The sequence below is a fragment of the Paenibacillus sp. S25 genome (assembly GCF_019454085.1).
Classification (GTDB): domain Bacteria; phylum Bacillota; class Bacilli; order Paenibacillales; family Paenibacillaceae; genus Paenibacillus; species Paenibacillus polymyxa_B.
The window spans coordinates 532,578-557,122 of sequence record NZ_CP073683.1; the positions used below are offsets into that span (position 1 = coordinate 532,578).

Here is a 24,545-nt window from a genome sequence, read left to right on the forward strand (position 1 = left end):
GGTACATGAAACAGAAGTATTCTCTGCAATGTCGTTTCTTGTATTTCTACAAAATTCCGTTATGACAAAGGTTCTTAGTAGTCTGCAATATTAGAACATTTTTGCCAAAGGGTTTCCAATGGTTTTCGCGAATTCTACATATACAAGCTAATTTCTTTCCATACCATCCGGGGAGGTAATGATTAAATGGAAGAAAGCAAATCGACGACGGAAGCAGCAAAGCAGTTGGGAATCGGGGCGAGTACCCTTCGTAAATATGCAGCGGCGCTGGAGGAGCAAGGGTATGTGTTTCAGCGTTCCGCGAATCAATCGAGAATGTTCAGTGCTGAGGATGTTGAGTGCTTGAAAGTGATGCGGAGGGCATTGCGTGAGCAGCATATGACGATGGAGCAGGCGGTTCAGGTGGTGCTTGAGAGAGTGACCGCCCCCTTTCAAATGGAGGGTGAGGAATTCCGCTTGCCACCCATCTCGGATGCGGAGTCACTGACCGCAACTTGGGAAGAAATAATGGCGGCAGCTGAGGGTAGGGGAGAGACGGTCATGCAGGCGCAAGCTGCTGCTACGGTTGAACTGACAGAGTTACAGGGTGAAATGAATGCTCAGGAACTGTCAGAGGAACCCATGCAGCTACAGTCGCAGGAGGAGTTCCAGACTTTGGAATCTACCATTGAGTATAGATTGGAACAAGCGCCTGTATCCGTACAATCGCAGGAGTCCGTAGAGCCGCAAGAACTGGCACAGATGCAGGACATGGTGCAAAACGCTTTGTTGGAAATGCGGAGCCGTTTGGAGGAGCTGGAAGCAGAGCACAGCCGTTTGGTGGAAAAGAATATCAATCTGTCTAACCAACTGGAGGACCAAAAACGCTGGATGAAAGAAAGGATCGACGAGGAACGGGACCGGCAGTTAATTACGAATTTGCGTACCTACCAGGGCAGGCAACGAAAATCGCGCAGTTCGTTGCTGTCCTGGCTTGGTCTGACACCGCGCAGACGCAGAGAGGCATAACCAGCATCTTTTCTGATAAAGACCATCAGACCTTCCCGGTTCTGATGGTCTTTTATCGTGGATGGTATAATAACGGAATACAAGAATACGAGAACAAGCCGCATAAGAAACGTTGCTGCGGCATGTAAAGGAAAGGATATAAGTATGTTTGCTTGGTTGCGGAACGCATATGAATCATGGATGGATTATCCGAAACAGCCTGGTGACTTGCTGAGCGGACGTTATGATGTTTGTTCGCTTTTAGGCATGGGGAGCTATGGTCTGACCTATCTCTGTCTGGATCGGCACAGCGGACAAGAGGTGGCGGTGAAATTGCCCAGACCGAGCAAACGGGCGAAGGCAGTTCAGCTATTGCAGCGAGAGGCTCATATTATGCGGCAGATGGAACACCCCTATATTCCGAAGCTACTCGAAAGTGTAGAACATTCGAACGGAATATATGTAGTCATGGAATACATCTCTGGCATGACGCTGGAGGAGCTTATATTTGAACAGGAGCGTTCCTTTACAGAACAGGAATGCGTTGTCTACATTTTGGAGTTAATGGAGCGAGTTCTGCATGTGCATGAGCGGGGCTATATCCATCGGGATATCCGCATTCCCAATGTGATTCACCGCGAGGGGAAGCCTTACCTGATCGACTTTGGTCTTGCTCTGGCTGTGGGAGAGCGACAGGAGGATGTATTTACCAAATCCATGCTGGAAAAACGCGCACTCGAGCGACAAGATGTCGCCGTCTACAGCGATTTGTACGATGTCGGGCATTTAATGCTTTTTATGCTGTATAGCAGTTACGAGCTTCAGCCGGATCAACCGCCAGCAAGCTGGCAGGAAGAATTGAAACTGAGTTCACCTGTGCGTCATGTGCTGGAGCGTCTTTTTCAGATTCGGCCACGTTATGAGAATAGCCGACAGTTTATGCAAGAGCTGGAGGAAGCATTGTTGCTGCTAGAGGTTAACCCATAATGTTAGTCCCTAAAAATAAACAGGCATTCGCCGCAAAAATGGGGGAATGCCCCCCTTACGCATTTGACCAGGTCTACATACAATGATCCTGTAAATGAGCGAAGGGAGTGTTGTAAATGAGTCATATGTGTGGAGTAGGCGGTATGGGTTGCGGCGTAGGAGCATGGACCTCTGTAGGAGCGATTCTGGTTCTGTTTATTTTGCTGGTGATCATCTCTAAAACCCTGTTTCTGTAATTTCGGTCATAACCGATTTCCTGTAAAATGCACAGATGTTGCCCTGCATAACGAAGGGCGCACAACAATAAAGCGAAGGCCCTTGAGATGAGAAGGGTCTTCGCTTTATAGGGTTTGAAGAAGCCTGTGGCATGCTTCTTGTGGTACGCTCTATTCCGTCGCTACTTCTTGTTGTTTGGCTAAGAACTGGAGTAATGACGGCGTTTATCTTTGTAATATCGGTGCCCATTGTGGCTATTCTTGTAACCGTCTGAAGAAGAATGGTGTTTACGTTCACGTTCGTAATAACGGTCTGAGCTGCTGTATCGCCGCTTATGAGAATGAGAGGTGGAATGTAGCAGGCGGTGCAGTAATTGTTTAAGCATCGTCTAATCCTCCTTCTTACCCTGCCCAACTGACATAGACAGGTTTTTATAAAACGGTAATACGCAGCAGCGTTAGAACAGGTTCCACTAATTTAAGATTGTAGGGACTTGGCCTGAAATTCCGCAATATCCTTGAACTCTTCTTCGAATTTACGTGAAATGCGGATATAAATCGGTAGTAAATCGCGATAAATATCCACGTGTTCTGCTACAGGTTTGTGCTGGTGAGTGGTACCGATCATACCGGACACAGCATCCAGCGAATCAATCCGTCCCAGCGCGTACAAGCCCAGTATAGCTGCGCCCAGACATGAGCTTTCCAGACTTTCAGGGATAATGACTTCCTGATCGAAAATATCCGCCATGAGCTGTCTCCATAGCTCCGAGCGTGCAAATCCACCAGTGGCGTGAATGACTGACGGTCTGTCGATGACTTCTTCCATGGCGAGCATGACGGTATACAAATTGAACAGCACACCCTCCAGAGCGGCGCGAATCATATGCTCTTTTTTGTGACGCAGGGACAGACCGAAGAAGGAGCCGCGAGCATTCGGGTCCCACAGGGGCGCACGTTCACCGGATAAGTACGGAAGAAAGAGCAGACCGTCGGAGCCAGGACGTACCTGTTCCGCAATTTGGGTCAGCACATGATATGGATCAAGTCCCAGTCGTTTGGCCGTTTCCACCTCAGAGGCTGCAAACTCATCCCGAATCCAGCGGAAGACTATACCTCCGTTGTTCACCGGGCCGCCGATGACCCACAGCTTTTCGGTCAAGGCGTAACAGAAAAAGCGCCCTTTGGCATCCGTGAGCGGCTTATCAACTACGGTACGGATGGCTCCACTGGTGCCGATGGTAACCGCGACAACTCCAGGTTTAATCGCATTCACACCGAGGTTGGACAAGACACCGTCGCTGGCCCCGATCACAAAAGGAGTCGTCTTCAGTAGACCCATGTCATGCGCATAGGTCTCATCGAGCCCTTTGAGCACATGAGTTGTCGGCACCAACTCGGATAGCTGCTCCTTCGTCACACCTGCAATGTGCAGTGCTTCCTCGTCCCAGTCCAGCTGCTGCAAATTCATAAGTCCGGTTGCAGAGGCAATCGAATGATCCACGACATATTGGTGGAATAACCGGGCAAAGACGTACTCCTTAATGGAAATGAATTTGTACGTCTGGGACGCAACATCCGGTAAATCCCGCGTAATCCACATCAGTTTCGTTAGCGGTGACATGGGATGAATGGGCGTTCCGGTACGTAAGTAAATATCGTGTCCGTTGTATTCCTGTTTGAGCGCTTCGGCCCATTTGGCGCTACGGTTATCTGCCCAAGTAATGGAGGCGGTCAGTGGTTTGCCGTTCTTATCCACCGCCAGTACGCTGTGCATGGCCGAACTGAAGGAGACGAACAGCACATGCTCGGCTGACACTCCGCTTTGTTTCATGACCTCTTGCACCGTCGTCACGACAGCTTTGAAAATATCTTCCGGGTCCTGTTCTGCCGCATCCGGCTCAGGCGTATGGAGCGGATAGCCCACATGGTGCTGGGCGGCAATATTGCCGTTTTCTTCGAACAGCACCGCTTTGGTACTGGTTGTACCGATATCGACGCCGATCATATATCGGGTGTCTGTCATATTCAATCGCCCCTTCACTTACCGTTATTAGCTTATTATCGTTAAATTAACACACTCAGCAGCATAATCAAACCGAAAGCGACCAGGGAGAGGATGGTTTCCATAACGGTCCATGATTTTAGAGTCTGCGGAACCGTCATATTGAAAAATTCTTTAATCATCCAAAAACCGGCGTCATTCACATGAGACAAGATCAGCGACCCTGCTCCTGTAGCAAGGACGACCAGTTCGACATTCGCGCCGGGTGTAAGTGCCAGCACAGGTGCGACAATACCGGAGCCTGTCGTCATCGCGACTGTCGCTGACCCAGTGGCTACACGAATGAGCGCAGCGACCAGAAAAGCAAATACAATCACATTCATATGGGCTCCCGTAGCGACCGCTGCAATGGCCTGACCTACACCGCTGTCGATCAATACCGTTTTAAATGCACCACCGCTCCCGATAATTAAGATAATAGAGGCTGTTGGTGCCAGACATTCACTGGTAAAACGGGACAAGTCCTCTTTCTTTAGACCACGTGCATAGCCTAGCGAGAAAAAAGAGAACACAGCCGCAATTAGCAATGCCATAACCTCATCACCAATGAATTTGAAAAATACAGTGAGTGGATGTGTATTGGCCGGGTCTACGATTTCTGCGACTGATCCGCTAAGCATTAGAATAACAGGCAACAAAATGGTGAACAAAGTAATCCAAAAAGGAGGCAACGACCGTCCCGTCGTATTTCTGAACTGCTCGTCCAGCCTCTCGGAAGGTCTGACCATAATTCTTTTGCCAATCCAAGCGCCGAAGACCGGGCCTGCAATAATGGCGGATGGAATGCCCACGATGAGTGCATATCCTATCGTGCGTCCAATATTGGCGTTAAAGGCTTCAATTGCGATCATCGGAGCCGGGTGGGGTGGCAAAAGACCGTGTACCGTCGATAGTCCTGCCAGCATTGGAATACCGATTTTCAGCAGAGACATATTCATTTTACGGGCAACCGTGAACAGGATGGGAATTAATAAAATAATACCAACCTCAAAAAATACCGGAATTCCCACGATAAAGCCTACGATCATCATCGCCCAATGAACGCGTTTTTCACCAAAACGATCCATCAGTGTGGTCGCGATGCGTTCGGCACCGCCGGATTCTGCCATCATTTTACCGAGCATGGTGCCTAAACCGATCACGATGGCGATGGAGCCGAGTGTACTGCCGAGCCCCTTGGTGATGGAGGCAGTAACTTCATGTCCCGGCATCCCGTTAACCAGTCCGAGAAATACCGACGAAAGCAGCAGTGAAACGAAGGGATTCCATTTGAATTTGGCAATCAGCAAAATCAAAAGAATGACGGTAACTAGCGCCCATATGAGCAGGGACGCGTTATGGCTCAAGCCGAATAATGTGTTCATGAAGTAATGCCTCCTTATTTATATATGTTTAGCCGAATGTATACTTGTCGACAACTTCAATTAAAAGAGAACCGCGCCAGCAAGAAACGCATAAAAGCGCGGTACATCGGCTCTTTGTCACGCATATTGCGGCTAGGACGATGTCTTTCTGTAGGGAGACAGAACGCTATCGTTAACCGCGTTGCGGGTATCTCGATAATGATCCTCAATAAATCCGGACATCTCCTGAGCATTCCCTTGATTTAAAGCGTTTGCAAAGATTCGATGTTTGTGAATCGTGACTTGTGATTCTTCGATGTTGGACGCAAATCGTTGTTCTGTTGCAGCTAGCATGACGGTCAGGATTAACTGTCTCATACCGTTCCAGGTATGAAGAATACGGGTATGGCCTGCTTCCAGAACCAGAGCCTCATGAAAATTAAAATCCTGAAGAGAAAATTCAACGACATCCCTGTACTTGAGAGCGACTTCCATTTTGTCAATCATCTGATTCAAAGAAGTCACTAATGCTGCATTATCACTATGTACATACCTTTGTACAACAAAATGCTCAATCAGCATTCGCACATCGAATAGCTCCTCCATATCACTGGGTGTCATGCCAACGACAATCGCCCCCATGCGCTCCAAGCGGATCAGTCCTTCGCCCGAGAGTGCCTTCAAGGCTTCACGCACCGGAGAACGACTGGTACCAAAATCGGCGGCAATCTGATTCTCAGATAGCACAGTGCCTGGTGTCTGAATGCCGCGTATAATCTGAAGCCGAAGTTCACAAGCAATCCTTTCCCCAAGCGATGCGCCCTGTAACCAGGTTGTTGGATATTTCATAGGATACTCCTATCATGGAAATGATTTTGCATACTGGTATACAAGTTACGGAGTATTATATACCCCGTTTAAGATCCTTGTAAACGGTATCAATTGACATCGGTTCCATTTCGCTGCTTTTAGCGTTACAATAGAAGCAGAAAAAAGAAGCAGTGAAAAGTGGAACGAACACGGAAAAGAAGGAGACCGTTTAATGATTATCATTAAAACCAAAGAACAAATTGAAAATATGAAAAAAGCTGGTGAAATTTTGGCTGCTTGCCATCGGGAAATTGCCAAAATGATCAAGCCAGGCATTACGACACTGGAAATCGACGCTTTCGCAGAATCCTTTATGAAGAAGCATGGCGCAACGCCGGAGCAAAAGGGCTATAACGGCTACCAGTTTGCAACATGTGGCTCACCTAACGATGTGATTTGCCACGGCTTTCCGAATAAGACACCGTTGAAGGACGGGGACATCGTGACGATCGACATGGTTGTGAACCTGAATGGCTGGCTGGCAGATTCCGCTTGGTCGTATGCGGTGGGTAATGTGTCTGAGCAGGCGCAAAAGCTGCTGGATGTTACCAAGGAATCGCTGTACAAAGGGATTGAGCAAGCCGTTATCGGTAACCGAATCGGAGATATTTCCCATGCGATACAAACCTACGCGGAAGCGGAAGGCTTCTCGGTCGTACGCGAATTTATTGGGCACGGCATCGGGGAAGAGATGCATGAGCAACCGCAGGTTCCACATTACGGACCGCCGCACCGTGGACCACGCTTAAAAGAGGGCATGGTCATTACAATTGAGCCGATGCTCAACACAGGCACATACCGCAGTAAAATTGATGCGGACGGCTGGACCGCACGCACGTTGGACGGCGGTTTGTCTGCGCAATACGAGCATACGCTGGCCATTACAGCAGATGGTCCGATCATTTTGACCCAGCAATAAAAGTAGGCATTCATCGGTGGCATACAGACTACCGTGGTGAATGACAGTCAGTCTGGGCGTGTTCATCTGCCTCCCCGAACGCCAGAGTCAGCGTGAAGAGCTGATCGAGCAGCAGATCGGATGCTGTACACTGCGAAGACAGAGGGACGCAATCGAATAGCTCCTTTTTCCGGAATGCATAATGTAGACCTGATAGACCAAAAAGACCAAAAAGACACGGCTCCTGTTGGGAGAACGTGTCTTTTTGGTCTATACAGCAACATGCGAGCATGCATGTTAAAAAACCGTTTGTCAGGTGCGAACTTCCGCCTCGTTCGGAACGAACTGACGATATTGAAAATACATACGAAGCCGCCAGTGTAACAAGGTCCCGAAGGCTAGGATGAAAAATAGCCCTGCTGTCTGCGGAATGGTAATATAATGCTGAATAAATTCATGCAGCAGCAATCGGATGATCAGCAGGCTGATCAGGATAAAAAAGAAGGTACGTGAGCGTTGCACGAAAACCAGCCCTTCTTGCAACTCAAATTTGGTGCTGCGGATCAACGGGTAAGAAAAAATAAACCAGCCGACCAGAAAAGCACCCAGCGCCCAAAGATAGGGAACCCGTACCTCCGGCACCACAAACATCATAAAGCCGGTGCTCATGCCGAGCGGAGGGATGATGATTTTTTTGGCATTAATCGGGCGATGACCTGTCTTCATACGGATGAAAATAGCCGAAATAGCGATTAAGATCATACCGAAGGTTGCGCCATATTGCAGCAATGGGGTGCTAATATGAAACATGGACTGGCCCCCTCTATAAGGAATATAAGCGTTATTGGACAGACTGCAAACCTTTTACATTATACCACATATGCAATGGATATATTTAGTTACAGTCTTTCCTCGGGCAAGCGGATTATACGCCTCTTGGTGGTAACGGGTCCTATAATTAGGTCTCTTTCATACTTATGCGAGTTCCTTTGCTTGTACCTCTCCTTGAGCTGATTTTTTCTCCTGACGCATGATATAACCCATGGCTGCAATAATAAGGATAAAGGCGATCAGTGCGAGAAAAGGAATGGTGATAAAATCGAACCAGTTCAGGTAATCCTGTTCACAGGATACTCTGCCGCAGGAAGTTGAAGTTTGTGCAGCTGCTTTGGCGGCTGCATGGATGCGCTGAATGATAAAATGATAGGCCGAAATCGCGCCTCCAATGATAGCCAACGGCATGACGTAACGACGTATTCCCGAATCTCCTCGAAAATATGCAATTCCGAGCAGAAGGGTCAGGGGATACATCAGAATGCGCTGAAACCAACACAGCTTACAAGGCTCATACCCCAAAATCTCGCTGAGATACAGACTGCCCAATGTGGCCACACAAGCTACAACCCAGGCGGCAAACAAAGCAATATCCGTTTTTTTAAACGATCCAATCATAGTAACGCTCCTTTTTTAATTCAAATGAGAACAAAATGAACTCACCCGTGTCTTGTCCCATCGGCAGGCATCTGCCGATATGTATGTCTTAATCCGTATTGTACTGTATTTTGAGTGCAGGGTCATACTTAAACATATTGACATCATTCACTATCATTTTTATAATTGCAGTAGTTTGGGAAGTTAATGAGGATTCAAGTTAGATATATATTAAGAAATTAGGAGTGTGCCTAGAATGTCGAGCAGTCCAAAAAATGAAACCCTATCTATTATTAGTGAAAGACACGCGGTAAAGAGCTATGTTAAGGATTTTAAATTGCCAGAGGAAGATTTGGAAGCTATTTTGACTGCGGCGATAGAAGCTCCTTCCGCTTGGAACCTTCAACATTGGAAATTCCTTGTTATCGAAAGCGAAGCGGACAAGCAAAAATTGCTGCCTATCGCCTACAATCAGGGTCAAGTAGCGGAAAGTTCTGTTACGATTGCCGTATTGGGTGATTTGGAAGCGAACCGCAACACCGTTATTTATGATCAAGCGGTAGAAGCAGGCGCACTGCCAGCAGAAATCCGTGACGCATTGGTAGGTCAAATCAACGGCGCATACCAAAACCCGCAAGTAGCTCGCGATGCAGCCATCCTGAACTCTGCTCTTGCAGCACAAAATATTATGCTGGCTGCTAAATCTCTGGGCTACGACACTTGCGCAATGGGCGGTTTCATTCCAGCACAATTGATCGAGCAATTCAATATTCCGGCACGTTACCTGCCAACCCTGCTTATTAGCGTAGGTAAGGCACAAGTGCCAGCACGTCCATCAGGACGTTTCCCGCTTTCTGAAGTTGTTGTAAAAGGTAGCTTCTAAGAAGATTTGTGAATGTAAAAGGGTGTTCCTGCAACCGTTCGTGGTTGGGGAACACCCTTTTTTTCGTCGTGTTAGGCTGTCAAAAGCCTTTTGGTTAGCCCTTTGTTTAGTCCGAGCGTTTGGACACGAGATATACCAGCTCCAGCGTCAGGATCGGTAGAAAGACAGAAGCCGGATAGGCCAGATAGCGTGGCTCCCATTGCGGCTTGAACTTATCCTTAAAGCGCCGAAGCCCCTGAAAACCGTAAAAATGTCCCCCGTATTGAAAAACAAGTCGAGCCAGCTTTTCCTCGCGCAATGCCTTTTCGCTTTGCCCTACCTGGGACAGAGGTGCCATTCCCAGATTAAATGTCGTATATCCACTTTCCTTGGCCCATTCAATGACCCGTGTGAATAAATAATCCATCGTGCCATTTGGCGTGTCAGGCAAGTGGCGCATCAGGTCAATGGAGACCGTCCGTCCATGATCATAGGCAGGGGCCATCGTAGCGAAAGCGATGACCTTCCCTTCAGAGTCCTTTAGCAATGCAATCGGAGCCAACTGAAGATAGGGTTCTTTGAACCAGCCGAGTGAATATCCCTTCTCCTTGCGCCCGTCCAGCCAAATGTTCGAAACATGACGCATCTCCTCAATCAGTGACGCCTCTAGAGGCGGTTGGATGATTTCGAACGAGTAGCCATCGCGGTCAAAGCGGTTTTTGGCGCTGCGTAGCGCCTGATTGCTTTTGCCCGTCAGTGTAAAGGATTCCAGCGGCACCAGTGCTTCCTCGCCCAGTTTGAAAAAGCGATAGCCGTTCTCGTGATAGATGGACAAATACTCCGGTGATGCCTGATAAAATACAGCCGTTAACGCATACCGATCTGCGAACCGCTGGAATTCCTGAATCGCTTCACTCACGCGTTCTTTTGGACCGAGTGGGTCACCTAATACAATCAGTTTGTCCCGACTGCGAGCATAGGGAATGACAACTTGTTCATTTTTGGTCCAATACAGATATTTATCGCCCAGAAAAAGCATGTGGGAAACGAGATTACCACCCTGTCGTTCCAAAAATTCTTTTAGCTTATCCAGCTCCTGTGCGTCGGGTAGATTGCTGATACCACGCTGAGGTCGAAGAAAGAAATACACCGTCAGGAAAACCCATGCCAAAATCAGACTAAACACGGCAGTAACTCCGTAATCGCTGCGGTTCATAAAAAAGTCCAGATGGACCTTGGCGTGCAAATGGCGCATAAAAGGTGTGTTGGAGCCTGCCCCAATGATAAAATAAGCCCCGGTTACGAGTAGAGATAATCCGCCCCATATTAAAATATTGTGCCGATTCAGCGGTGCACTGACCCGATAAAACCGCGAGCGCGAGATCCATAGCATTAACGCCACGAATAGTAGAAATAAGGCTTCTTCAAAATCCAGACCTTTAATGAAGGTGAAAATGGCGCCGGCCAGCAGCAGTATCAATGTCAGTCGTAATGCTCTGCGAATACGCAGAGAGATTCCGTGGGACAGAACGACAAGCATAATCCCGATGATGACTGAGATTTCATGCGACAAGCGCATGACGGGCAGGCTGAGCAAATGCTCAGCAAAACGGAGCCGATATAACAGACCTGGCGTAGCTGCCGACAAAAGAAGCACCACGCCGGAGATGAGTACCAGCTTACCAAGCGCCCATACTCCTAAATCTGCCAAAAACCGGAATTGACCAGGCCAGCCCCATACCTTCTGCCAAGCATTAAGGGAGTAGTCCCAGCCCGTCTCAGCTAGCTGATTTAGGCGCTCGTTACGCGGAATCATTTCCAGCGCGGCTAACACCAAGCCAATGAGCCACGGGATGATGTAATAAAAGACTCGAAAGACCAGTAGGACAGCCAGTGCCCGATCTGAGTTGGCTCCCGCCATTTGCAGCCCGAGCAGGGCAATGATGTCGAATGCCCCGACCCCTCCGGGTGCAAGACTGATCAACCCGGCAATCGCGGCTATTACATAAATGCCGAACACAGCATTCATAGGCAGTTCATGGAGCAAGTGCGAGCCGATCCATGCAAAGGTAAGGCCAGCCAGCAGCCATTCCAGTAAAGAAGCACTGATGGAAGCGGAGATGGTGGACCAGGAAAGCTGTCCTTCTCCCTTGTTGAACCATGTGGAGTACCGTTTGGAGCGCTGCATGATCAGAAATAGCGGCAAGTACAATGCCATTCCCCACAGCGCCCAATGAAGCCAAGGATGGGCATCCAGTACAGGCTGTACCGGATACAAATGGACAATGGCTCCCCAAGCCAGCAAAGATAGTCCGGTAATGACGACTGGCGAAAGAAACACGACCGCAGAGGTGATGACACCCAACGGCACACCGCTTTTTTTATAGAGCACTGTGCGAAGGCCCGCTCCTGTAAAGCCTGCAAACCCAAAGACATTATTGAAGGTATTGGAGATCCAGGCATAGCGAAATGTCGTTCCAGGCTTGACCTGAAGCTTGAAATGATGCCTGATTACGTAATCGTATGCGCTCATAGCCGCCACGGCAGCCAGTGAGAACAAGCCAATCTCGATGAGAAAGGTGGCATCCATTCGCCGCAGTTCATGAAGCATACGCGCCAGATTAAAGTCTTTTAGCTCTCGTCCGGCCTCCCATATAATAAAAGCCAGTACAGCCAGTGGTAGCAGAATACGTGTCAATCGTTGCCTGTAGACGGTCATCACGAACTGTACGATTTTAAAGGATTGAATCGGTTTGTGATTAGATTTCATAGATTCACCTGCTTGGAAAAGAATGAGATGTACACGGAATGAAGTGCTTAGATTTCATGCCCGATGAACATTACTATATATTATACCTGTAATAATCGTTTGAATAACAACAGAAGGGTTACGAAATGGGTTTCAGTTTGATTGCTGTAAATAATTCCAATATAATGATGGAAAACCTAGTGGATTGCTTGGCAATGGAGCTGAACTGGACATGAGTATATGGGATCGTAATCTTTTTATACGTCGCCTGGAGCTGATATGGCCTCCAGATGCTGACAAGAGCCAATATCCGTTTAACTTAAAAGCCTTACACCAGTGGAATGAACTTAAATTTCATCCTTCCGTTACCTATATTATTGGAGAAAACGGTGTAGGTAAATCGACGCTTATGGAGGCAATCGCGGTCGCGTGGGGATTTAACCCAGAGGGCGGTACTAAAAACTTCAATTTTTCTACACAAGCCACGCATTCCTCACTGCATGAGCATATCCGGCTGGTGAGAGGGATAGAAAAGCCGAGGGATGGCTTCTTTTTCCGGGCGGAGAGCTACTATAATGTGGCGACTCATATCGACGAGCTGGATCGCGAAGGAGGAGGGCGACCGATTCGAAATTCCTACGGGGGTAAATCGCTGCATGAGCAGTCGCATGGCGAATCTTTTTTTGCTGCATTTGTGCATCGGTTTGGAGGACAAGGATTGTATATTTTGGATGAACCGGAGGCTGCGTTATCTCCTTTGCGCCAGATGGCCATGCTTGCACGGATTCACGAGCTCGTACAGCAGGGATCACAGTTTATCATTTCTACTCATTCCCCCATTTTGATGGCTTATCCAGATTCCATCTTGTATCATCTGACACAAGAAGGGATTGACACCCGGACGCTGGAGGAAACCGACCATTTTATCATTACGAAACAATTTCTGAATAACAAGGAAAAGATGATACGGGAGCTATTCGAAGATCCACAATAGGGATCATAGGGACCGCCAGACCGTTTCATAAATTCACCCTTGTCGTTCGTTATGAGAGGGACAACTTCGTCTTTTCAGGTTGTTCCTTTTTACTGTTCTGCCAAAGGAAAGATTCAGGGTTATCGGAAGTATTTTATGATTGTTATTTGTCTCTCTCTCTATTAATATAATGAAGAGTTTTGCTGGAATGGTTGCAAAATGAGATTTTCGTATACGAAATAAAGAACCTGAGGAGGACAAAACGCAACATGTCAGATTCACAACAGTTGAAAATGGGACCGCTGGTCATTTTGATGATTAATATGTTTATTGCCATGCTGGGAATTGGCCTCATTATTCCGATACTCCCTAAGTTTATGAGCTCCTTAGGAGGCAGTGGTGAAACGGGCGGTTATTTGGTTGCCGTGTTTGGCTTAACCCAATTCCTGTTTTCGCCGCTAGCGGGAGAATGGTCCGATAAATACGGACGTAAAAAAATGATTATTATCGGTTTGGTAATCATGACAGGGTCTTCTGTATTGTTTGCGATTGGGGAATCGTTGACCATACTGTATATCTCCCGTTTGCTGGGTGGTGCAGGGGCGGCTTTTATGATTCCTCCGATGATGGCCTATATTGCTGACATTACAACGGTCCATAATCGCGGTAGAGGAATGGGGCTGTTGGGTGCTGCCATGTCTCTTGGCTTTGTGATCGGTCCTGGTGTGGGCGGCTTGCTGGCGGATATCTCGATTCGTACGCCCTTATATGTTTCGGCGGCCGTATCGGGCGTAGCTGCACTGATTTCCTTGATTATGCTGCCCGAAACCTTGTCGCTGGAGAAACAGTTGAAGTTTCGGAATGTCAAGGCCAAACGTGACAATGTGATTAAACAGTTTGCCCTTTCTTTCCGCAAGCCTTACTTTATGTTGCTGATTATGATATTCACGTTAACCTTTGGACTGACACATTTTGAAACGATGTTTCCTTTCTTTGTGACGGGGAAGTTTCATTATAATGAGCGTGATATTGCTATCATTATTACTGTAGGTGCACTGGTCGGAACCGTGATTCAAGCAGTGGTAATCAGTCCGATGTTGAACCGTTTTGGCGAAAAAGGTGTCATCATCGGTTCCTTTCTGTTTTCGGCGATTTCCCTTGTGCTTATGCTGCTCTCTGGCAACTTTTATTATGTACTCGGGGTATCGCTCATCTTCTTTACCGCTACGTCGTTGCTTCGTCCAGCCATTAATACTGCTTTATCCAAAATGGCGGGAGATGAGCAGGGAGTTGCAGCCGGCATGAACAATGCTTATATGAGTATTGGTAATATTCTAGGACCTGCGCTTGCGGGTACATTGTTCGAGGTGCATATCAATTTGCCATACATTTTTGGGGCAGCCATTCTCATTCTTAGTTTGGGTCTGGCTGTTAAATGGAAGAGCAGAGATACGCAAACCACAGCGGTTTAATGTTGTTCTTTTCGTAAAATTAGTCTCTTTTGGTGTGAACTGTGACGTTCTTGTGAACCACAGATGGCGCCGAAGGAGGCTATTTTTTTGCATACATCGCGAAACGTTAATGAAACGACAGAATCTTGGGTAATAATGCATGATGAGTTTACAACAAGACAAATAGTAGAGCTAAAAATCCAGATAATAGGTAAAAAAACAGCTAGAAGGAGATGAGAGCCGATGGAAGAGCGGAATGAGCAGTTATTTTATACAGGAACTTATGCGTCTCGTCAGGAAAGAGGAATATATGAATGTGCTTTGCATGTGAACAATGGTGATCTGAGCATTATTGGAGGTGTGGAAGGGATTGAGAGGCCTTCTTTTCTCGCGCTACACCCGGATGGGACGAAGCTGTATGCTGCCAGTGAAACAGAAGGAGGCGAGCTGTATGCGTATCAGGTGAATGCCCAGACGGGGGAATTACACCCTTTGGATCGAAAAGGGACGGAGGGAGCGCATACTTGTTATGTTTCCGTAACAACCGATGGAAGATATGTGCTGGCTTCTAACTATTCAGGCGGCAATGCCGTTGTGTTCCCTGCGACGGAAGCTGGAGGATTAGGAGACATGTCGGGGCAAGTTCAGCATACCGGCTCAGGCATTCGCCAGGACCGCCAGGATGCGGCACATCCGCATTCGATTATTCCAGATCCTTCAGGACAGTATGCCATGGTATGTGATCTGGGACTGGACCAGATTGTGGTATACCGTTTGACAGAGGATGGAAAACTGGTGACCCATCGTGAGACAGATTTGCCACCGGGTTCTGGACCGCGTCATCTGGTTTTTCATCCTTCGCGTCCATATGCTTTTGTCGCCAATGAGTTGAACAATACAGTCGCTGTTTTTAGTTATAACGAACGTAATGGTGAGCTTACATTGCTGCAAAGCCTGTCCACACTGCCAGAAGGCATTATAGATGTAGAAAATACAGCAGCCGATATTCGGATTACGCCCTGTGGACGCTTTTTGTATGTGTCAAACCGGGGCCATGACAGCATCGTGCTATACCATGTCGATCTGGACAGCGGCAAGCTGAAGACGGTCGAATGGGTGGAAACCTTCGGCAGTACACCGCGTAACTTCAACATCTTGTCCGGTTATCTGATAGTAGCGAATCAGGATGGGAACAACATCGTATCCTTTGCCATCCAAAGTGAGGATGGAAGGCTGACCCGAACGGGATATGTGCTGGAGGTTCCTTCACCTGTGTGTATTGAACCTGTACGCTAATCGGATAGCACGTGGCAAAAGAGTACGATATAAGTGGATGAAAAATAAAACACGGCGCTCTGTTTCCCATGAAAGGCATGGGTCAAATGCCGTGTTCAGGTCTTGAAGTGGTCTAAAAGCTATTTGCTGCTATCGCCAGCTTCTACCGCTACCGTTTTCGCATGATTTTCTGTATGTTTGTAGTACAAACGGAACAGGATGTCCTGATTGTAGTTACCGAATCCGGTACCGAACAGGGTAACCCCTCCAACATGCTGGGCATCATCCAATATGGCAATGCGGAATTTCCATTGCTTCTGATCAATCAGCACTTGGCTTAAAGTCACGTCGGAGATCTGCTTGCCATCCATAAAGGTGCCTTCGGAGGTAACGCGAAGTCTTTTAAGGAGACCATATTGATTGATAAAATCAGGCCACCATGCAGGTGTGTATTTACCACGGTTATCCCCGAAATCTCCTGGGCTGGTCCATGTACCCAAATTCACATCATTTAGGAAAAAAGTGATATCTGAAGGCCAATTATCATTGGTAAAAGGGGCCTCGGACGATAGTTCCATCGAAATTTCCAGTTCCTCAGCTTTTTGGCTGGACAGTAGGAAATTCGGCACCTTATAATCCATATAACCTTGGCTGAACCACAGAATTTTGGAATTGAAGCGCTCAGGATCCAAAAACGAACGAGGCTCATCGAATTCACCAATGATCTTTTCGACGGTAGCCAGTCCGCAGGTCGACTGTATTTCAAAATCTGTAAAGTGTCCGACGGAAATCTCCGTCTGATGGAATTGCCGTACATCCTGCTGATAGCGTGGCATGGCGATTTCAATTTTGTCCGTAGCCAGTGAGCACACTTTCTGTACCCCGCCTCGTCCAGGCAGCATTTTAGTTGAAATAATGGACGCTCTCTCCAGTTTCTTGACATGCATCGTCATAATCGCACTGCTGAGCCCCAACGCTTCCGCCAGCTCACGTATATTCATAGGCTTCTCCGCAAGCAGAACAATCATGTTTAGCCGAACCTCACTGGCCAGCGCTTCATAAACGGGAAGTGATTTTTCAGAAATGTCCAGTTGCATAGTTCCTCCAATTCTAACGCACATCATAAATTGATGGTAGTTTAACATATATGGATTTTTTTCAATAATCATACATAAAAAACGATATGATTTACATTTATATAAACAATATACCCTTTCCTTGATCACTGGCACAAGCCTAACCCCATAAAAAGCCGGAAATTGTTCAAAAAACAGGACACCCCATGAACTCTTTCTTTGTTGTTGGGATGTCCTGTGATGGTATGTGATTTGCAGGGTGGATACGGGATAGAGTCATGTGCCATTGGTGTTAGGACCGGATATGTTCTTCTGCCAAAGAAGAGTCAGCCGTTTTATCTTTATCTGCTGCGTGTAAATCCTGATGTTGGGAGGCATCTGCCTTGATCAAGCCAGGGTGACCAACATAAGGACGATCACTGCGCGAGCGGCCTCGGGTAAGTCGGAAGCCAATCAAGAACAGCACAAGCTGCACAGCCAGTATGTAGGGAGACGCTTCCGGTCCGATCCATTGAAACAGAGCGACAGCGGCGATCACCATGCACAACAGGCTTGTTGGAAAATGGGATGCCGTCACGTCCAAATCATTTTGCCTGCGCAGGGTCATCAGTCGGTACACATACAGTAGGGCGATCAAGCCGGAAACGAACCTCATCCATGCACACCCTATGAGCCATGAGGCAGATTGTACAGTGTCGGGCAGACTAACATCGACATGGCTGGAGGCTAATAGTTCCACAACCAGCCTTGAGACCAACCAGACGATTCCTGCCAGCGCCAACGGACCAGCTGCTGGGCGCAATAGCTTCCACAATGCTGTTCCCCAGCCCGGAGCATGAGATTCCAACAGAACAAGACGCCGTTCCTCGATGAGTTTGTTCATTTCACGCTCCAGTGATTTGAGAAGCAATTCTCTGCGGAACGTATCACACTCCCGAAGGGATGCTTGAACCTGCTCTTGAAGGTGAGGGGTCAAATAGGGAGCAGCTTTGGCTTCCTGAAGAGCGTGGATGAGTCCGTTCTGGTACTGCTTTTCGCTGTTATTGAACCCATTCTGGGTAGCGGTTTGGAGACAACCAGCTAATCGTCCATAGATACGCAGCGATTCCTGTAATTCTTCCAGCCGCTGCTGACGCGAATTTCGAAGCTGGGCTGCACTGTGAACATACAGCCATACCAGCAAAGACAACGCCAGCAGGAAGGCAATCAGACCGGGTGAGATATATGCGGCTAACGCCGCGAAGTCCGTCGGGGACACCCGCAATCCCTCCTTCCATTGTTCTTTCTACACTATTGCACAGACTACACAGGCATTTCAAGGGCTTGTATACCTTTGACCAGGATATATGAAGTATTTTTTGGTAAAATAGACAAGATACAAGCAGGAGGGTAGATTCGGTATGGATAAAAATATAAAAATTGCATCAGAAGATCATGAGACATCGAATCGATATCTTGCACGGGTTTAAGCTGGAGATAAAACGGATAAATAACAGTAAGTAAATTATAGACAGGAAGAAGGCACATTTATATGAAAGTTATTATTTTCGGAGCAACTGGAACCATTGGTCAAGCGTTAGTAAAGGAAGCAATCAAGCGTAAGTATGAGGTGACAGCAGCGGTGCGCGACCCCCAACGTGTGACGGAGCAAAGTGAATACTTGACGGTGGTTCAAGCAGATATTCTTAATCCGAATTCCGTTACGGAAGTGGCTAAGGGTCACGATGCTATCATTAGCGCGTACGGTCCCAAGTTTGGAGAAGAGGAAGAACTGCTCGAAGCGACTCGTTCTTTGCTGGAAGGAACTCGGCGTTCCGGCGCGGAACGCATACTTGTCGTTGGTGGAGCGGGAAGTCTGAAAACAGAAAACGGTGAACGCCTCATGGATACCGCCGAGTTTCCGGAGGAAGTGAAGCCACTGGCGGCTGCCCATGCAGATGCACTGGAGCTGTACCGCGCTGCGGATGTAGACTGGACCTATTGTAGTCCTGCCGGAATGATTGAATCGGGAAAACGTACAGGACAGTTCCGTATTGGTTTGGATCATTTGGTGGTTGACGAATTAGGCCATAGCCGTATCTCGGTCGAAGATTATGCGGTAGCCCTGATTGATGAATTAGTAGAAGGGGAATTTGTCAATTCCCGTTTTACGGTCGGATATTAATAAGCAGGGATAGCCATATGGGAGGCGAAAAGCATGTATATGGTGACCGCCGAAGAAATGCGGCAATTGGATCGTTACACAATTGACAAGCTGGGTATCCCGGCCCTTACGTTGATGGAAAATGCCGGGCGTGCGGTAGCTGACGAGGTATTGAAGCTATGTGCCGAAAGAAGTGGGAAGCGCAATGGCGGCTTCTCAGTAGGCATTGCTGATCTAACACGTGGGATTGAGCGTACTGAAGTGCTAGGGTCGCAGTGGACAGAAGAGGTTACACACACAGGGCCGGGGGATATACCGGGACATGGCGGTGTTATACGGACAGAGTCGTGGAGTCAAGGACGACATGACTTACGGGAACGAGAACACTGGTATATCCTCGTAGGTAAAGGCAACAACGGTGGTGACGGACTGGTAGCGGCCCGCCATCTAACGGATGCAGGGCTGTGTGTCACCGTTGTGTACGTCGAGCCGCCAGACACGCTGCGCGGTGAAGCGGCTGCGCAGCGCGATATCATCGCGGCTCTGGGAATCCCGTCTGTCCTCTATGGGCGGGATTCCCTCGACCTGCGCGGCGCTTCTGGCATCGTCGATGCCCTGCTGGGTACGGGCACGCAAGGCCCGCCGCGCGAACCCTACGCCTCGCTGATCCGCGAGGCCAATGCCAGCGGCGTGCCGCTTGTGTCGGTAGACGTGCCTAGCGGCCTCGACGCCAACACAGGTGCGCTGCACGAGCCGTGCATTCGTGCGCGCGTCACCGTATGTCTCGCCTACTTGAAGCGTGGGCTCGTCCAATATCCGGGCGCCGGGACTGCAGGCGATGTGGTGGTACGCTACATCGGTATTCCACCCGGCCTTGCCCGTGAGTGCGGCGTGCAGCTGCGGCTCTTGACCCGTGACACGCTGCGCGTTGCACTGGACGTGGATGTAAGCCGCAGCCGCGTGCCGGACGGTCACAAGGGCACCTACGGCCATGTTCTCGTCGCGGCCGGAAGCCTGCGCATGAGCGGCGCGGGCTTGCTGGCCGCACGAGCCGCCCTGCGCATCGGCAGCGGCCTTGTCACGTGGGCGGTGCCCGAGGCGCTGCTGCCGCGCGTCATTGGCGCCGCGCCGGAACTGATGCTCGCTGCCGCAGCAGCAGGCGGAGACGGCGAATGGAATGCCGACTCCGCAGACGAGCTACTACAGCTCGCACAGGCACGTGATGTACTGGCCATCGGCCCCGGCCTCGGCCGCTTTGCAGGGGACACCGGCTGGCTGCGCCGCCTGTGGGAGGAATACGGCGGTCCGCTCGTGCTTGATGCGGACGCCTTGAACATCCTTGCATCAGCAGGGCCTGAGCTGGAGGCTTGGAAGCCGAGAAGTGCGGCGGTCGTACTAACGCCGCACCCCGGTGAAATGGCTCGTCTGCTGGGCATACCGACAGCAGAGGTGCAGCGTGATCGCATCACCCATGCCCGGGAGTACGCCCGAACACGTGGGGTCACGCTGGTGCTCAAAGGAGCGCGCACTGTCATCGCTTGTCCTGACGGAACAGCCTACGTCAATACCACAGGCCATGCTGGGATGGCGACAGGCGGTGCGGGCGATGTGCTGACAGGCATCATCGCAGGTTTGCTGGCCCAGGGCTTGAATGCTGCGCAGGCAGCAGCCTTTGGCGTGTACCTGCATGGTGCGGCTGGAGAAACAGCCGCACGTCATCGCCAGCACCCTGCCTCAGTGGTAGCTGGCGACATTATTGAAGCCCTATAGGCCATAGCAGCAGTGGCAGGAGGAAGGCCAGCATGATCTGTATTCCATATTCACGGTTCAGCCAGTGTCTTCCTCCATAATACAGCAGTGTAATCCCTGCACCTGCTATGCCGTTGCTCCATGAAATGCCCATTCCGGCAGGCGACATCAAAGAACCTAGCAGGAGAAAGATGCTGAATCCTGCAGCGAGGTATAGGGTGAGCTGCTCGGGCTTACGAAGCCAGGGTAAAAGATCGCGTAGCGCATCAGCGGCAAGAGCGGCAGGAAGGGCAAAACCATAGGCCCATAGCTGCGCGGTCAGTTCACCACTATTGCCTGCTATAGTCAGAGGAACTCCTGTTATTTCCTCTGTCAGATAGCAGTAGACCCATAAGAGACCAAAAACCAATCCTCCACAGGCCAGTTTATTCAGCGCATAACAACCAAGCTCCATCCGCCAAGGCATTTTGGAATTAAATTCATTCCAAGGCTGTCTCATGTTGCGACTCCTCCTCTTATCACACTCGGTATTCACAACCAATCAAGGAATTTATTTTCAATTACAATCCGCTTACCGTTTACGACACTTCAGTTTACGTTAGCTGTGTATCATGTTCCTAAGCAAAATAAAGATTGCGGATAGCCGCGGTACGGAAAGGCGGGGATTGCATGATACAGGCGGTTATTTTTAATCTCGAAAGTACATTGTTAGACCCCGGAGGACGAGGCTTAACCCAGGGAATGCGTGACATTTTCAGATGGAAAGGTATACAGGTAACTGAAGAACAGGTATCTCATGGGCGAGGAATGCCGATCCGGGATCATATTGCGAATGTGCTGGGACTTTCAGAGGTTCGGAAAAAATGGCTGGAGTGCTTTGGTGCGCATCCTGGCAGAGCGGATATTGAGCATATTTATCTTGAGCTTGTCCCTGTTCTCCGCTCCTTGATCCAAGGGGCTGAGCCTGCTATCGGTATAGACAGGGCGCTGCAGGAGTTGCAGGATCGTCGCATTCAGTCAGGTGCCACTGCATCCTGTCCGATGGAAATGCTCAGTCACAAGTTTACGCCTGCACAGTCACCCTATACGTTGGATTGTATGGTAGCCCCTTGTGAAGTTTCGCAGGGGAGGCCTTATCCGTGGATGATCTATGAAATTGCACATCGCTTGCAGGTATTCCCGCTTAGCGATATTGTGAAAGTAGGAGATACAGTAGCCGATATGCAAGAGGGGCGGAACGCCGGTGTATGGACGATTGGTGTATTGAACCATAACGAAAGCGTGACGACCGCAGCTCAAACGACCAGCCATGAAGCGGACGACAGAGTGGCTGAGGAACGGCGCAGACAGAGTGTATATGGCTTGAAAAGGGCAGGAGCCCACATCGTGATGAATTCGGTCGCTGACTTACCGCGTATTTTGCGTGAAATCGAAATGCTCCAGCATACGGGAGGCTATCCTTCTTATACGAAACAGGTGAAAACAGCCGCGCTACCTCCATTATAAGAACGGGTATGAGTCTGGAGTGCTTGAATACACACTTCTAGGTTATATGTATGCACCTACTCAGATAAAGGTGAACTCTGCTCGGCTTTCAAAACATAAAAATGGAGCACTCGCTACGTTAGCGAATGCTCCATTTTAGTTTACTTCTTTTCGTTCAGTTGAACTGAACCCAACGTAATATTTACTATTCAGCGTTTTTCACCCGGAACTGGTCAGCATGTCGTTGCAGATTGTTTGATAGTGTGGTCAGATTGCGGGCTACTTCGGATAGTTCTTTTACTGCTAGAGCCTGCTTCTGAGCGCTTGCTGATACATCTTCTGTCATTCCGGCAGTCTGCTGTGCCGCGCTGGCTGTGTGATTTAAATGTTGATCTACGCTGTGACGTACCTCTTGCATCTCTGCCGTCAATTGAGCCAGATGTGCAGCTAACTCCTGAACTTCCTGTGAAACCTGGGTGACTTTGTCAACAGACTGTAGACATACAGAAATTTGGTTTTCTTGTTCATTGACTGTCTTTATGTTTTCATCAAATTGATCACCCATTTGCTCAATTTGCTCAACAAAGCTTTTTAAGATTTCGTCGATTTCACGAATCGATATGGCGGATTGTTGGGCAAGTTGTCCCATTTCATGAGCGACCACAGAAAAACCCTTGCCAGCTTCGCCTGCACGTGAGGCTTCAATAGAGGCATTAAAGGACAAAATCTGCGTCTGCTTCACGATGCCCTGTACCTGCTGACCGATGTTAGCCGCCTCGCGGGATTTTTCGGTTAACGCGTGTGACATGCGCTGCATCTGCTTGATACGCAAGGCGCTTTCTCGTCCTTTCTCTAATAACAGTTCATGCTCACTGGCTACCTGATTACGAACCTCATTGAGATGATGGGCCGTATCCGTAAATTGTTGCACATGGCTTCCGACTTCATCCAGCGTTTGTCCTAATCGATCAGATTGTTGAACCGATTCCACCGCTTGATCGGCTTGGTTAATAGAGACATCGGCAATTTGCTGGAGTGTACGGGACAGTTCCTCAGTCTGGTGGAGTGTTCCTTCCGTTGTCACGACGATATTCTTCGATGCGTGCTGGAGTGTGCTTGAACTGCTTTGAATATCCACAATCATATTCGACATGGCTTCCACCATTTTGTTCGTCAATTTGCTGATTTCGCCTAACTGATCATATGTTACTTGCGACGATGTAACCGTAAGGTTACCGTCGGCTACTTGCTCCAGTGTATTTTTAATAAATCTCACCTGACGCAGTATCCGCCGGGTTACCAGCATCATAGCCGCAATGGAGATGATCAGAATGATGGAGATAACAGGGATAACTAATCGGTAGGCCTCGGGCAAGGTATGTTCGTATACTTCAGTCACAGAGGACAGGGATCTGTCGATTCCCAAATAACCAATGATGGTTCCATCTGTATCCTTAATGGGAGTAAAGGAGGAAAACATCGTTCCCCACTCAGGGTCCGTTGTAATATCTGTAGTTACCGTTTCCCCCTGTTTTAATTTCTCTTCCGTTTCTTTAAGGGTAAAACTTACAGGAGTTCCGAATGGACTGTAGTCTTTGTCGTCCCATGCGGCTCCATCCACCGTTATTTTCCACTCATCTCCAACGCGGTTGTACATATAGACGTACAGAATTCCAGTTTGCAGTCTGAGCGTATTTAACTCGTTCCGAAGCTGCTTATACTCGCTGCTTTGCTCAGATGAATTAGTGTTTAAGCTCTTGACTGCGGATTTGTCCAATAACTGGGCCGTGTTCTTTGCCAGCGTTTCATTGTTTAGCTGCATGGTTGATAGAGAAGCATTTTGGATAGATTGATTGGTCGTCCACAGAACAATAACGCCAATCACTATTAAAGGAATGAGCAAAATGAAGTAGAGTTTGGATTGTAATCCCATTCTTTTTTTAACGCTGCTTTTCATAATATGCTCCTTACTATGTTTTTTTCACC

Annotated in this window: 22 protein-coding genes; 11 read left to right on the forward strand and 11 right to left on the reverse strand. The window is 48.6% G+C overall.

What is annotated here, in order from left to right:
* Positions 1-186: 186 nt before the first annotated feature.
* The 3 genes from KAI37_RS02360 to KAI37_RS02370 all read left to right on the forward strand — a co-directional run bounded on the left by KAI37_RS02360 (position 187) and on the right by KAI37_RS02370 (position 2,210).
* Positions 187-1,008 carry a MerR family transcriptional regulator gene (locus KAI37_RS02360; RefSeq protein WP_220030651.1) on the forward strand — a complete coding sequence of 274 codons (822 nt, stop codon included), beginning with the start codon at positions 187-189 and terminating at the stop codon, positions 1,006-1,008.
* A 144-nt stretch (positions 1,009-1,152) separates the two neighbouring features.
* The gene (locus tag KAI37_RS02365) at positions 1,153-1,974 is read left to right on the forward strand and encodes a serine/threonine protein kinase (RefSeq protein WP_220030652.1); all 822 of its coding nucleotides are present in this window, start codon (positions 1,153-1,155) and stop codon (positions 1,972-1,974) included.
* Positions 1,975-2,090: 116 nt separating this feature from the next.
* Complete coding sequence (locus tag KAI37_RS02370) at positions 2,091-2,210, forward strand: hypothetical protein (RefSeq protein WP_013369112.1); 120 nt, start codon at positions 2,091-2,093, stop codon at positions 2,208-2,210.
* 179 nt (positions 2,211-2,389) lie between these two features.
* On the opposite strand, the gene KAI37_RS02375 is transcribed toward KAI37_RS02370, so the two are convergent.
* The 4 genes from KAI37_RS02375 to KAI37_RS02390 form a co-directional block, all read right to left on the reverse strand.
* On the reverse strand, positions 2,390-2,575 hold the full coding sequence (locus KAI37_RS02375; protein ID WP_071559410.1) for a hypothetical protein: 186 nt from the start codon (positions 2,573-2,575) through the stop codon (positions 2,390-2,392).
* A 92-nt stretch (positions 2,576-2,667) separates the two neighbouring features.
* Positions 2,668-4,215 (reverse strand): gluconokinase, encoded by a 1,548-nt coding sequence (gene gntK, locus KAI37_RS02380; protein ID WP_220030653.1) that lies wholly within the window; start codon positions 4,213-4,215, stop codon positions 2,668-2,670.
* Positions 4,216-4,256: 41 nt separating this feature from the next.
* Positions 4,257-5,618, reverse strand: coding sequence for a GntP family permease (locus KAI37_RS02385; RefSeq protein ID WP_028541193.1), 1,362 nt, complete (start codon positions 5,616-5,618; stop codon positions 4,257-4,259).
* Positions 5,619-5,750: 132 nt separating this feature from the next.
* Positions 5,751-6,446 (reverse strand): GntR family transcriptional regulator, encoded by a 696-nt coding sequence (locus KAI37_RS02390; protein WP_220030654.1) that lies wholly within the window; start codon positions 6,444-6,446, stop codon positions 5,751-5,753.
* Positions 6,447-6,639: 193 nt separating this feature from the next.
* Between KAI37_RS02390 and map the strand changes: the two genes are divergently transcribed.
* Positions 6,640-7,386, forward strand: coding sequence for a type I methionyl aminopeptidase (gene map, locus KAI37_RS02395; protein WP_007428495.1), 747 nt, complete (start codon positions 6,640-6,642; stop codon positions 7,384-7,386).
* 291 nt (positions 7,387-7,677) lie between these two features.
* On the opposite strand, the gene KAI37_RS02400 is transcribed toward map, so the two are convergent.
* Entirely contained in the window at positions 7,678-8,175 is a 498-nt protein-coding gene (locus tag KAI37_RS02400) for a CcdC family protein (RefSeq protein ID WP_071639343.1), read from the reverse strand.
* 165 nt (positions 8,176-8,340) lie between these two features.
* Positions 8,341-8,817 carry a disulfide oxidoreductase gene (locus tag KAI37_RS02405; RefSeq protein WP_053324504.1) on the reverse strand — a complete coding sequence of 159 codons (477 nt, stop codon included), beginning with the start codon at positions 8,815-8,817 and terminating at the stop codon, positions 8,341-8,343.
* A gap of 235 nt (positions 8,818-9,052) precedes the next feature.
* Between KAI37_RS02405 and KAI37_RS02410 the strand changes: the two genes are divergently transcribed.
* Positions 9,053-9,679, forward strand: a complete 627-nt coding sequence (locus tag KAI37_RS02410) for a nitroreductase family protein (protein ID WP_039270298.1) — start codon at positions 9,053-9,055, stop codon at positions 9,677-9,679.
* Between the two features lie 106 nt (positions 9,680-9,785).
* Here the strand turns inward: KAI37_RS02410 and mprF are convergent, their stop codons facing one another.
* Positions 9,786-12,428, reverse strand: a complete 2,643-nt coding sequence (mprF, locus tag KAI37_RS02415) for a bifunctional lysylphosphatidylglycerol flippase/synthetase MprF (protein ID WP_076294495.1) — start codon at positions 12,426-12,428, stop codon at positions 9,786-9,788.
* Positions 12,429-12,639: 211 nt separating this feature from the next.
* Between mprF and KAI37_RS02420 the strand changes: the two genes are divergently transcribed.
* The 3 genes from KAI37_RS02420 (at position 12,640) to KAI37_RS02430 (ending at position 16,127) form a co-directional block, all read left to right on the forward strand.
* A complete protein-coding gene (locus KAI37_RS02420; protein ID WP_025722438.1) occupies positions 12,640-13,401 on the forward strand; it encodes an AAA family ATPase in 762 nt (253 codons plus the stop codon).
* Positions 13,402-13,649: 248 nt separating this feature from the next.
* On the forward strand, positions 13,650-14,852 hold the full coding sequence (locus KAI37_RS02425) for an MFS transporter (RefSeq protein ID WP_220030655.1): 1,203 nt from the start codon (positions 13,650-13,652) through the stop codon (positions 14,850-14,852).
* A gap of 222 nt (positions 14,853-15,074) precedes the next feature.
* The gene (locus KAI37_RS02430) at positions 15,075-16,127 is read left to right on the forward strand and encodes a lactonase family protein (protein ID WP_220030656.1); all 1,053 of its coding nucleotides are present in this window, start codon (positions 15,075-15,077) and stop codon (positions 16,125-16,127) included.
* A gap of 119 nt (positions 16,128-16,246) precedes the next feature.
* On the opposite strand, the gene KAI37_RS02435 is transcribed toward KAI37_RS02430, so the two are convergent.
* On the reverse strand, positions 16,247-17,203 hold the full coding sequence (locus tag KAI37_RS02435; RefSeq protein ID WP_071639348.1) for an ArsR/SmtB family transcription factor: 957 nt from the start codon (positions 17,201-17,203) through the stop codon (positions 16,247-16,249).
* A 271-nt stretch (positions 17,204-17,474) separates the two neighbouring features.
* Complete coding sequence (locus KAI37_RS02440) at positions 17,475-18,440, reverse strand: hypothetical protein (RefSeq protein ID WP_220030657.1); 966 nt, start codon at positions 18,438-18,440, stop codon at positions 17,475-17,477.
* A 273-nt stretch (positions 18,441-18,713) separates the two neighbouring features.
* Here KAI37_RS02440 and KAI37_RS02445 point away from each other — a divergent pair, with 273 nt between their 5' ends.
* Both KAI37_RS02445 and KAI37_RS02450 read left to right on the forward strand, forming a co-directional pair.
* Positions 18,714-19,346: an NAD(P)-dependent oxidoreductase gene (locus KAI37_RS02445; RefSeq protein WP_220030658.1), complete on the forward strand. Its 633-nt coding sequence runs from the start codon at positions 18,714-18,716 to the stop codon at positions 19,344-19,346.
* Positions 19,347-19,379: 33 nt separating this feature from the next.
* Positions 19,380-21,095: an NAD(P)H-hydrate dehydratase gene (locus KAI37_RS02450; protein ID WP_220030659.1), complete on the forward strand. Its 1,716-nt coding sequence runs from the start codon at positions 19,380-19,382 to the stop codon at positions 21,093-21,095.
* Here KAI37_RS02450 and KAI37_RS02455 read toward each other — a convergent pair.
* Positions 21,079-21,573, reverse strand: a complete 495-nt coding sequence (locus KAI37_RS02455; RefSeq protein WP_220030660.1) for a hypothetical protein — start codon at positions 21,571-21,573, stop codon at positions 21,079-21,081. The genes KAI37_RS02450 and KAI37_RS02455 overlap by 17 nt on opposite strands.
* A 170-nt stretch (positions 21,574-21,743) precedes the next feature.
* Between KAI37_RS02455 and KAI37_RS02460 the strand changes: the two genes are divergently transcribed.
* Positions 21,744-22,580 carry an HAD hydrolase-like protein gene (locus tag KAI37_RS02460; RefSeq protein ID WP_220030661.1) on the forward strand — a complete coding sequence of 279 codons (837 nt, stop codon included), beginning with the start codon at positions 21,744-21,746 and terminating at the stop codon, positions 22,578-22,580.
* Between the two features lie 184 nt (positions 22,581-22,764).
* On the opposite strand, the gene KAI37_RS02465 is transcribed toward KAI37_RS02460, so the two are convergent.
* Positions 22,765-24,516 carry a methyl-accepting chemotaxis protein gene (locus KAI37_RS02465; RefSeq protein WP_220030662.1) on the reverse strand — a complete coding sequence of 584 codons (1,752 nt, stop codon included), beginning with the start codon at positions 24,514-24,516 and terminating at the stop codon, positions 22,765-22,767.
* Positions 24,517-24,545 lie beyond the last annotated feature (29 nt).

Bases quoted from the DNA above. Each gene is read 5' to 3' on its own strand.
- gntK (WP_220030653.1), bottom strand. From the start codon at position 4,215: ATGACAGACACCCGATATATGATCGGCGTCGATATCGGTACAACCAGT.
- KAI37_RS02450 (WP_220030659.1), top strand. From the start codon at position 19,380: ATGTATATGGTGACCGCCGAAGAAATGCGGCAATTGGATCGTTACACA.
- KAI37_RS02420 (WP_025722438.1), top strand. From the start codon at position 12,640: ATGAGTATATGGGATCGTAATCTTTTTATACGTCGCCTGGAGCTGATA.
- KAI37_RS02365 (WP_220030652.1), top strand. From the start codon at position 1,153: ATGTTTGCTTGGTTGCGGAACGCATATGAATCATGGATGGATTATCCG.
- KAI37_RS02425 (WP_220030655.1), top strand. From the start codon at position 13,650: ATGTCAGATTCACAACAGTTGAAAATGGGACCGCTGGTCATTTTGATG.
- KAI37_RS02360 (WP_220030651.1), top strand. From the start codon at position 187: ATGGAAGAAAGCAAATCGACGACGGAAGCAGCAAAGCAGTTGGGAATC.
- KAI37_RS02375 (WP_071559410.1), bottom strand. From the start codon at position 2,575: ATGCTTAAACAATTACTGCACCGCCTGCTACATTCCACCTCTCATTCT.
- KAI37_RS02410 (WP_039270298.1), top strand. From the start codon at position 9,053: ATGTCGAGCAGTCCAAAAAATGAAACCCTATCTATTATTAGTGAAAGA.
- KAI37_RS02455 (WP_220030660.1), bottom strand. From the start codon at position 21,573: ATGAGACAGCCTTGGAATGAATTTAATTCCAAAATGCCTTGGCGGATG.
- KAI37_RS02390 (WP_220030654.1), bottom strand. From the start codon at position 6,446: ATGAAATATCCAACAACCTGGTTACAGGGCGCATCGCTTGGGGAAAGG.
- KAI37_RS02430 (WP_220030656.1), top strand. From the start codon at position 15,075: ATGGAAGAGCGGAATGAGCAGTTATTTTATACAGGAACTTATGCGTCT.
- KAI37_RS02435 (WP_071639348.1), bottom strand. From the start codon at position 17,203: ATGCAACTGGACATTTCTGAAAAATCACTTCCCGTTTATGAAGCGCTG.
- KAI37_RS02385 (WP_028541193.1), bottom strand. From the start codon at position 5,618: ATGAACACATTATTCGGCTTGAGCCATAACGCGTCCCTGCTCATATGG.
- KAI37_RS02445 (WP_220030658.1), top strand. From the start codon at position 18,714: ATGAAAGTTATTATTTTCGGAGCAACTGGAACCATTGGTCAAGCGTTA.
- KAI37_RS02460 (WP_220030661.1), top strand. From the start codon at position 21,744: ATGATACAGGCGGTTATTTTTAATCTCGAAAGTACATTGTTAGACCCC.
- map (WP_007428495.1), top strand. From the start codon at position 6,640: ATGATTATCATTAAAACCAAAGAACAAATTGAAAATATGAAAAAAGCT.
- mprF (WP_076294495.1), bottom strand. From the start codon at position 12,428: ATGAAATCTAATCACAAACCGATTCAATCCTTTAAAATCGTACAGTTC.
- KAI37_RS02400 (WP_071639343.1), bottom strand. From the start codon at position 8,175: ATGTTTCATATTAGCACCCCATTGCTGCAATATGGCGCAACCTTCGGT.
- KAI37_RS02465 (WP_220030662.1), bottom strand. From the start codon at position 24,516: ATGAAAAGCAGCGTTAAAAAAAGAATGGGATTACAATCCAAACTCTAC.
- KAI37_RS02405 (WP_053324504.1), bottom strand. From the start codon at position 8,817: ATGATTGGATCGTTTAAAAAAACGGATATTGCTTTGTTTGCCGCCTGG.
- KAI37_RS02370 (WP_013369112.1), top strand. From the start codon at position 2,091: ATGAGTCATATGTGTGGAGTAGGCGGTATGGGTTGCGGCGTAGGAGCA.